Source organism: Phenylobacterium sp., assembly GCF_031412415.1.
Lineage (GTDB): Bacteria > Pseudomonadota > Alphaproteobacteria > Caulobacterales > Caulobacteraceae > Phenylobacterium.
In genome coordinates, this window is the sequence record NZ_JANOCX010000006.1 from 1 (window position 1) to 7654 (window position 7654).

A 7654-nucleotide genomic window follows, 5' to 3' on the forward strand; every position below is an offset into this window, starting at 1 on the left:
CTTCGACTCGCTGCGAGACCGCATGCTCCAGGCCGAACTGCGGCGCGAAGGCTAGGGCAGCAGCACCACATTGTCCGGCAGCTCGTTGGGATTGTCGCCCCCCCTCGCCGGGAAGTGCTCGGCCAGGATATCGACGCAGAGGCCGATGGCTGCCTCGAAGCCCTCGGCCGGACGATCGGTCTTGAAGCCCTCCATCAGCCTCGCCATGGCCGCCGCCCAGACCTGGCCGTCCACCTTGGCGGCGATGCCTTCATCGGCGATCAGCTCGGCCATATGCTCGTCGATGGAGACATAGATCAGCACGCCGGTCCGCTCTCGGGTCGATTGCAGGCTCTTGGCCAGGAACTGCTCGTGCGCGCGCCTGCGGACCCGATGGCGTTTCAAGGCCTTGGGCGTCAGCAGCCGACGGACGGGCGGCAGGGCCACGAGTATGGCCACGGCGACGAACAGCACGCCCTGCAGCAGGATGGCCCCGGTCAGCGCGGCGCGCGCGGCGGTCTCGGCGAGGTCCGCCATCTGGGCCGCCGTCCATCCCTCGCCCAACGCCGGCGCGGTGACATGGATGCCCGCCGCCAGCAGCACCGCCGGCGCCGCCAGCGCGGCTATAGCCGCCCAGGCCAAGGGGACCTCCAGATAGTCGGAGCTCTCCTGGGCCACGACGCAATAGATCTCGCCGGAGGTGCGGACCTCGGCCTGGCGGATAGCGCCCTCGACGCGGGCCCGGTCGGTTTCGCTCAGCATCTCACCAACTCCCCGACGCGCCGCCGCCGCCGCCCGAACCGCCGCCACCGGAGAACCCTCCGCCGCCGGAGCTCCAGCCACCGCCGCCGCCGCTCCAACCTCCGCCGCCGCCGCGGCCGCTGTTGGATAGGATCAGCGGCAGCAGCCACCATAGCCCGCCCCGCCGCTTGCGACGCCCAAACAGGCCGAAAATCCCGCCCAGCACCCAGAACAGGATGAACAGGATGAAGATCAGCGGCGGCCCGGCCGAGCCGCCGCTGGCCTGTTGCTTGACCGGCGCCGCCGCCGCGGCCTTGGCCTCGTCGTCGGGCAGGGAGAGCTGCTTGATGATGGCGCGGGTCCCGTCGACCACGCCTTCCTCCATCTTGCCGCTCTTGAACGCCGGCAGGATCCGCTGCTGGATGATCAGGCTGGAGAGCGCGTCGGTCAGCACTGGCTCCAGGCCGTAGCCGACCTCGATGCGCACCTTCCGCGCGGAGGGCGCCACGATCAGGATCGCCCCGTCGTCGCGGTCCTTGTCGCCCACGCCCCAGGTGCGCAGGAGCTGGTAGCCGTAGTCCTCGATCTCGTAGCCCTGCAGGTCCGGAACCGTGGCCACCACCAGCTGGCGGCCGGTCTTGGTTTCCAGTTCGGCCAGCTCGGCGGTCAGGTCCCGCTCAGCGTCGCTCGACAGCAGGTTCGCGCCGTCGACGATCCGGCCGTTCAGCGGCGGAAATTTGGGCGCGGCGAGCGCCCCACCCGCCGTGACGAACAGCAGCGCTAGCGCGCCCAGGACCGCGAGGAACGCCCGCGGTCCCTTGAGACGGTTCATTGGGCCGGCGCAGCCGCCGGCGCGGCCGGAGCGGCGTTGGTCCCGAAGCTGACGCTGGGCGCGGTCTGGGCCGCGGGACTGGCCTTGAAGGTCTCCATCGGCTTGGCCCAGCGATGGACGGTGCCCGCCCACAGGGCGCCGGGGAATGTGCGGACCTCGGTGTTGTAGTCACGCACCGCCTCGTTGTAGTCGCGCCGCGCGATGGTGATGCGGTTCTCCGTGCCCTCGAGCTGGCTCTGCAGGGCCATGAAGTTCTGGTTCGACTTCAGGTCCGGATAGTTCTCCTGGATCATCATCAGCCGGCCCAGCACGCCCGACAGCTTGTCCTGGGCGGCGGCGTAGGCCTCGAAGGCCGCCGGATCGGTGATGGTCGAGGCGTCGACCTTGACCTGGGTGGCCGAGGCGCGGGCCTCCGTCACCTCCACCAGCACTGACTTCTCCTGCGCGGCGTAGCCCTTCACGGTCTCCACAAGGTTGGGGATCAGGTCGCTGCGGCGCTGGTACTGGTTCTGCACCTCGGCCCACTGGGCCTTGGCGCGTTCGTCCTTGGTGGGGATGGTGTTGATCCCGCAGCCGGCGATCAGGACGGGCGCCAGGACAAGAAGCGCCAGGCGCGCGAAGCGATTGCTGAGTTTGGACAAGGGTGGAGCTCCCCAATGGACGCCGACCAGGACCGGCGGAAGGGCGATAATTGGCCCCACCCGCGCCTTCGCGCAATGTCCGCCGGGGTGAAGCTTTCGCAATGGCCCGGAGCTCAGCGCGCCCTGCCCTCGGCCGGAGCGGCGTCGGCGGCCGCCTGCGCCTTGGTCGGGGCGCTCCCCTTCAGACCGAACAGAGGCCGCAGGACATTCACCCGCCGCACCATCTCATAGGTCGCGAAGCAGGCGGCGAAGGTCCCGGCGATGAGGATCGTCGCTTCCAGCGCTTGGTTCAGGCCGAGCTTGGCCAGGTAGTGGCCGGCCACGACGATGAAGGTCTGATGGATGATGTAGAACGGGAATACGCCCAGCGTCAGATAGGCCAGGATCGGCCCGCCACGCGTCAGGTGCTTGGCGCCGAAGCCCAGAACGGCGGCGATGGCGAACCACTGGTCCAGCGCGAAGGCGGTCTGGGCGACCACCTCCCCCGGGCTCACCCCGTCGCTTTCGGGCAAGGTCATGCCCAGCCAAGCATAGGTCGCGTAGCTCGCCGCGGCGAGAACCAGGGCGGGCCAGCGCAGGGCGATGAAGCGCGCCTTCAGCGTCTCGGACTTGGCGATCAGGAAGCCCAGCAGGAAGACGCCGAACGAGACCGCGTGATTGTACCAGTCGTCGATCAGGGCCTGGGTGATCTCGAACATGGGGAACAGGGTGGCCCGCAGGACGATGAAGACCACCGCCGGCCAGACCAGCAGGCCCCAGCCGTCCAGCACCCGCTCGACGCCCCGCTGCATCGGCGCGACCAAACCACGGCCCCACCTGAGCCCAGCGGCCAGGATCAGGCTGTAGACGAACAGGTAAACCACGAACCACATGTGGTTGTAGGTCGGCGTGATCAGCGGCTCGCCGTCGGGCCTCCAGTGACCGCTGGCGGTGACGTACTTGCCGTAGAACTCGGCGAACGACCCGGCATAGGCCAGCTTCTCGACGATCTCGTAGTAGCTCTGCGGCGGCACGATCACGAACACCGCCAGCAGGATGGGCGGCAGCAGGCGGGCGGTTCGGGCCTTGGCCAGACCGCCGGCGCTCATCTTGTCGGCCATGAACCGCGTCGCCGCGCCCGACACCAGGAACAACAAGGTCAACCGCCAGGGATTGGTCAGCCACATGACCGGCTGCAGCCATTCCACCGGTTGCGGTGACTTCACGTGCCAGCCCCAAGGCACGTAGAACATGCCCACGTGGTAGAGAATCAGAAGGAAGAACGCGCCGACGCGAATCCAATCGAGGTCGGGACGGCGGTCTGAAGAGACGGACGAGGTCACGGCGTCACCCTATGTGGAAGATCGATGTCCGAACCCTTGCGGCGCGGCGCGGCGGCGAAAAGGCCCGTGGGGCGTCAGGCGCCGAGCCGGTGACAAACGGAGGCCGCCCGTGACGAACGGCGAACAATCGGGGATGGATCGAGTCTTCTGGCGCGCCCTGCCGCTGTTCGCCGCCGGCATCTTCACGCTCAACCTGATCAACATGTTCACCGCCATCCAAGACAAGCCGGAGGTGCCATGGCTCTATCCGGCGGTGTCGCAAGCCACGAGCGCGATCACCGCGGTCGCCTCGATCTGGATCGCCGCGCTGGCCTATCGCATCGCGCCGATCGACGGCCGGCCGCGTTGGCGCGTCCTCGTCGTGCATGCGCTGGGCCTGCTGGCCTTCTCGGCGTTTCATGTGGTCGGCTTCTATTTCCTGCGCATGGCGACCTTCGACCTGCTCGGAATGCCGTACGCCTATGACCTCGTGGGTCGTTTCGTCTACGAGCTGCGCAAGGACGCCTTTGGCTACGCGATCGGCGTCGCCGCGTTCTGGGGCCTGACCCGGCTCTACGGTCAGCCGGCTGAGGCCTCGGAGCCCCCGGCCACCTTCGACATCCGCGACGGCGCCAAGGTGACCCGCGTGGCGGTCGCCGACATCCTGGCCGTCTCCTCGGCCGGCAACTATGTGGAGTTCGTCCTGGCCGATGGCCGCAAGCCGCTGATGCGCTCATCGCTCGCCGCCATCGAGGTCGAGCTCGCCTCGAGGGGCTTCGTGCGGACCCACCGCTCCTGGCTGGTCAACCTCGCCCGGGTGACCGAGCTGCGTCCGGAGAAGTCCGGCGACTACAGCGTCGCGCTTGGTCCGGTCGAAGCCCCGTTGTCACGGCGCTTTCCAGCAGCCCTGGCTCGACTCCGCGCAGGTTGAGCTATTTATCCTGTAGATACAGATCAAGAATAGCTGTATCTACAGGATGATGACGCTGTCCATGATCGAGATGGGCCGGCTCTGCTTCGGCCATCGCAGCCGCCGCGCCGCGCGCGCGGTGACGCGGGCGTTCAATCTGCGCCTTCGGCCGCTCAATCTGCAAATCACGCAGTTCATCCTGCTGGGCGTCATCGCCCAGGGCGAGGACCGCTCGATCGCCACCATGTCGGACTACGTGGACGTCGAATCCTCGGCCCTGCTGCGTAACCTGCGCCTGCTGGAGCAGCGCGGCCTGATCCAGAGCGAGGGCGGACGCGGGCGCAAGGGTCGGCGGTTCGCGATCACGCAATCGGGTCTCGACCTGATCACCGCCGGGGCGCCCCTGTGGGTCGACGCCCAGGCCGACCTGGCGCGCGCGCTCACCGGAAGCGCCGCCCAAACCCATGCCGCACTGGCCGACCTGGAACAGGCCGCTCAGACAATGGCGAAACTTGAGAGGTAGTTTGATGCGTAGAATCGTCGTGACCGGACTAGGTGTCGTCTCCCCCCTCGGGACCGGCGCCGAGATCGCCTGGAGCCGCCTGATCGCCGGCCAGTCCGGACTGTCGCGGATTCCCGTCGATCTCGCCGCGGACGTCCCGGCCCAGGTGGCCGGGCAGGTCAAGGACAAGGTCGCCGATCCCGAAGGCGGCTTCGACCTGGACGCCGCGGTTCCGGGGAAAGACCAGAAGAAGATGGACCGGTTCATCCAGTTCGCCCTGGCCGCCTCCGACGAGGCGATCGCCCAAGCCGGCTGGGCGCCGCAGACCGACGCCGACAAGGAGGCCACCGCCACGGTGATCGCCACGGGCATCGGCGGCTTCCCCGCCATCGCCGAGGCGGTGCGGATCACCGACGAGCGCGGCGTGCGACGGCTGTCGCCCTTCACCGTGCCCTCGTTCCTGGCCAACCTCGCCTCGGGCTGGGTCTCGATCCGCCACGGGTTCAAGGGCCCTCTGGGCGCGCCCGTCACCGCCTGCGCCGCCGGGGTCCAGGCCATTGGCGACGCTGCCCGGATGATCCGCGCCGGCGAGGCCGACATCGCCGTCTGTGGCGGGGCCGAGGCCACCATCGACCGGGTCAGCCTGGGCTCCTTCGCCGCCGCCCGCGCGTTGGGCTCGGCCTTCAACGACACGCCGGAAAAGGCCTCGCGGCCCTTCGACCAGGCCCGCGACGGCTTCGTCATGGGCGAGGGCGCGGGCATCCTCGTGATCGAGGAGCTGGAGCATGCGCTGGCGCGCGGCGCCAAGCCCATCGTCGAGCTGGTCGGCTACGGCACCAGCGCCGACGCCTTCCACCTGACCGCAGGGCCCGAGGACGGCGACGGGGCGGCGCGGGCCATGCGCATCGCCTTGAAGCAGGCCGGGGTGGAACCCTCAGCCGTCGGCCACCTCAACGCCCACGCCACCTCGACCCCTGTCGGCGACAAGGGTGAGCTGGCGGCGGTGAAGGCGGTGTTCGGGACGGGCAAAGGTCCGGCGATCAGCTCCACCAAGTCGGCCACGGGTCACCTGCTGGGCGCGGCGGGCGGACTGGAGGCGGTGTTCGCCGTCCAGGCCCTCCGCGACGGGATCATCCCGCCCACCCTGAACCTGGAAAACCCCGACGAGGCCGCCGAGGGCCTGGACCTGGTGGCGCTCACGGCCCGCAAGGCCGAACTCGACTATGTCCTCTCCAACGGCTTCGGCTTCGGCGGGGTCAACGCCAGCGTCCTTTTCAAGCGCTGGGAGGGTTAGGCGTGGGCGCGAGGGGCGGCCCAAAGTGGTTGACAGGCCTGCCTTTGGCCCTTATGCACCGCCCCTCGTTTTCGACCCCGGAGCTATTCACGTGAAGCGGACTTTCCAACCGTCCCGACTGGTGCGCGCTCGCCGTCACGGTTTCCGTTCGCGGATGGCCACGAAGAACGGCGCCAAGATCGTGGCTCGCCGCCGCGCCAAGGGCCGCAAGCGCCTGACCGCCTAAGACATCGGTCTTTAGGATAGGGTGTCGGCATGCCCGGCGCCGCGCCACCCATCGAACGTCTGAAAAAGCGCGCCGACTTCCTCGCCGCCGCCCGTGCGCCCTCCTGCGCCCGCGGCGCTGTCGTGCTGCAGGCCCGCGACCGGGCCGACCAGACAACCCTCATCCGCGTCGGTTTCACCGCCACCCGCAAGGTGGGCAATGCCGTCATCCGCAACCGCGCCAAACGGCGCCTGCGCGAGGCGGCGCGAGCGCTTTTGCCGCAGCTCGCCAAGCCCGGCCACGACTATGTTCTGATCGCCCGCGGCGGTGCGCCCACCCGTCCGTGGCTGCGTTTGCTTGACGATGTGAAAAGCGCGCTGATAAGCCTCGCGGCCGAGAGCGACGTCCCGTCCCGCGCTGATACGCGCGCCCCCTCCCCTTCCGCCTGAGCGCGCGTCCTTATGCAAGACAACAACAACCGCAACACGATCATCTTCGTGGTCAGCGCGGTCATCATTTTGATCGTCTACCAGATCTTCGTGCTCGATCCGGCGTCCAAGCGCCGCAACGCCGAAGTGATGCGCCAGAAGGCTGCGGCGGTGCAGGTGGCCGAGGTCGCGGCCAAGCCGGGCGCCCTGCCCAGCGCCGCGCCGGGGACGGTCGTGGTCTCGCGCCAGGAGGCCGCGGCGGCGAGCGCCAGGGCGCCGATCGACAGCCCCGCCCTGTCGGGCTCGATTTCCCTGCGCGGCGCGCGGATCGACGACCTGTTCCTGAAGGACTACCGCGTCAGCGTCGAGAAGAGCTCGCCGCCGGTTGAGCTGCTGCGCCCCGAGGGCGCGCGCTACGCCTTCTTCGCCGAGTTCGGCTGGACCGGCGCCAACCTTCCCGGCCTGCCCACTGCCGACACCGTCTGGCAGGTGGTCGAGGGTTCGACTCTCGCGCCCGGCGCGCCGCTGACCCTGCGCACCTCCAACGGCGCGGGCCTGACCTTCACCCGCAAGATCGAGGTGGATGAGCGCTTCATGTTCACGGTGACCGACACCGTGGCCAATCTGGGCGACGGCCCCGTCACGCTGGCCCCCTACGCGTCCGTTCAGCGTCAGGGCGTCCCGGCCGACCTGGGCAAGAACCAGATCGTCCACGAGGGCGCCATCGGCATGCTGGACGGCAAACTTCAGCAGGTGAAGTACGGCAAGTGGCTGAAGGACGGCGGCCCCTCCCTGTCCTCCACCGGCGGCTGGACCGGCAT

General features: G+C 69.0%; 10 protein-coding genes. 6 read left to right on the forward strand and 4 right to left on the reverse strand.

The genetic code is table 11. The annotated features are described in order from the left end of the window. Positions 1 to 51: 51 nt before the first annotated feature. The 4 genes from RMO04_RS00215 to RMO04_RS00230 all read right to left on the reverse strand — a co-directional run bounded on the left by RMO04_RS00215 (position 52) and on the right by RMO04_RS00230 (position 3515). A complete protein-coding gene (locus tag RMO04_RS00215; RefSeq protein WP_309642784.1) occupies positions 52 to 741 on the reverse strand; it encodes a TPM domain-containing protein in 690 nt (229 codons plus the stop codon). A 1-nt stretch (position 742) separates the two neighbouring features. Then, on the reverse strand, positions 743 to 1552 hold the full coding sequence (locus RMO04_RS00220) for a TPM domain-containing protein (protein WP_309642785.1): 810 nt from the start codon (positions 1550 to 1552) through the stop codon (positions 743 to 745). Next, positions 1549 to 2193: a LemA family protein gene (locus RMO04_RS00225; protein ID WP_309642786.1), complete on the reverse strand. Its 645-nt coding sequence runs from the start codon at positions 2191 to 2193 to the stop codon at positions 1549 to 1551. Before RMO04_RS00225 ends, RMO04_RS00220 begins: the two co-directional genes overlap by 4 nt. 113 nt (positions 2194 to 2306) lie before the next feature. Further along, positions 2307 to 3515 carry an acyltransferase family protein gene (locus RMO04_RS00230; RefSeq protein WP_309642787.1) on the reverse strand — a complete coding sequence of 403 codons (1209 nt, stop codon included), beginning with the start codon at positions 3513 to 3515 and terminating at the stop codon, positions 2307 to 2309. A 109-nt stretch (positions 3516 to 3624) separates the two neighbouring features. Between RMO04_RS00230 and RMO04_RS00235 the strand changes: the two genes are divergently transcribed. The 6 genes from RMO04_RS00235 to yidC all read left to right on the forward strand — a co-directional run. Continuing rightward, positions 3625 to 4425 carry a LytTR family DNA-binding domain-containing protein gene (locus tag RMO04_RS00235; RefSeq protein WP_309642788.1) on the forward strand — a complete coding sequence of 267 codons (801 nt, stop codon included), beginning with the start codon at positions 3625 to 3627 and terminating at the stop codon, positions 4423 to 4425. Positions 4426 to 4471: 46 nt separating this feature from the next. After that, positions 4472 to 4927 carry a winged helix DNA-binding protein gene (locus RMO04_RS00240; RefSeq protein WP_309642789.1) on the forward strand — a complete coding sequence of 152 codons (456 nt, stop codon included), beginning with the start codon at positions 4472 to 4474 and terminating at the stop codon, positions 4925 to 4927. Positions 4928 to 4931: 4 nt separating this feature from the next. Beyond that, positions 4932 to 6200 (forward strand): beta-ketoacyl-ACP synthase II, encoded by a 1269-nt coding sequence (fabF, locus tag RMO04_RS00245; RefSeq protein ID WP_309642790.1) that lies wholly within the window; start codon positions 4932 to 4934, stop codon positions 6198 to 6200. A gap of 91 nt (positions 6201 to 6291) precedes the next feature. Continuing rightward, the gene (gene rpmH, locus RMO04_RS00250) at positions 6292 to 6426 is read left to right on the forward strand and encodes a 50S ribosomal protein L34 (protein WP_056731898.1); all 135 of its coding nucleotides are present in this window, start codon (positions 6292 to 6294) and stop codon (positions 6424 to 6426) included. Between the two features lie 29 nt (positions 6427 to 6455). Then, positions 6456 to 6854, forward strand: coding sequence for a ribonuclease P protein component (gene rnpA / locus RMO04_RS00255; RefSeq protein ID WP_309642791.1), 399 nt, complete (start codon positions 6456 to 6458; stop codon positions 6852 to 6854). Positions 6855 to 6866: 12 nt separating this feature from the next. Beyond that, positions 6867 to 7654 (forward strand): membrane protein insertase YidC (gene yidC, locus RMO04_RS00260; RefSeq protein ID WP_309642792.1); only part of this gene is annotated, 788 nt, incomplete at its 3' end.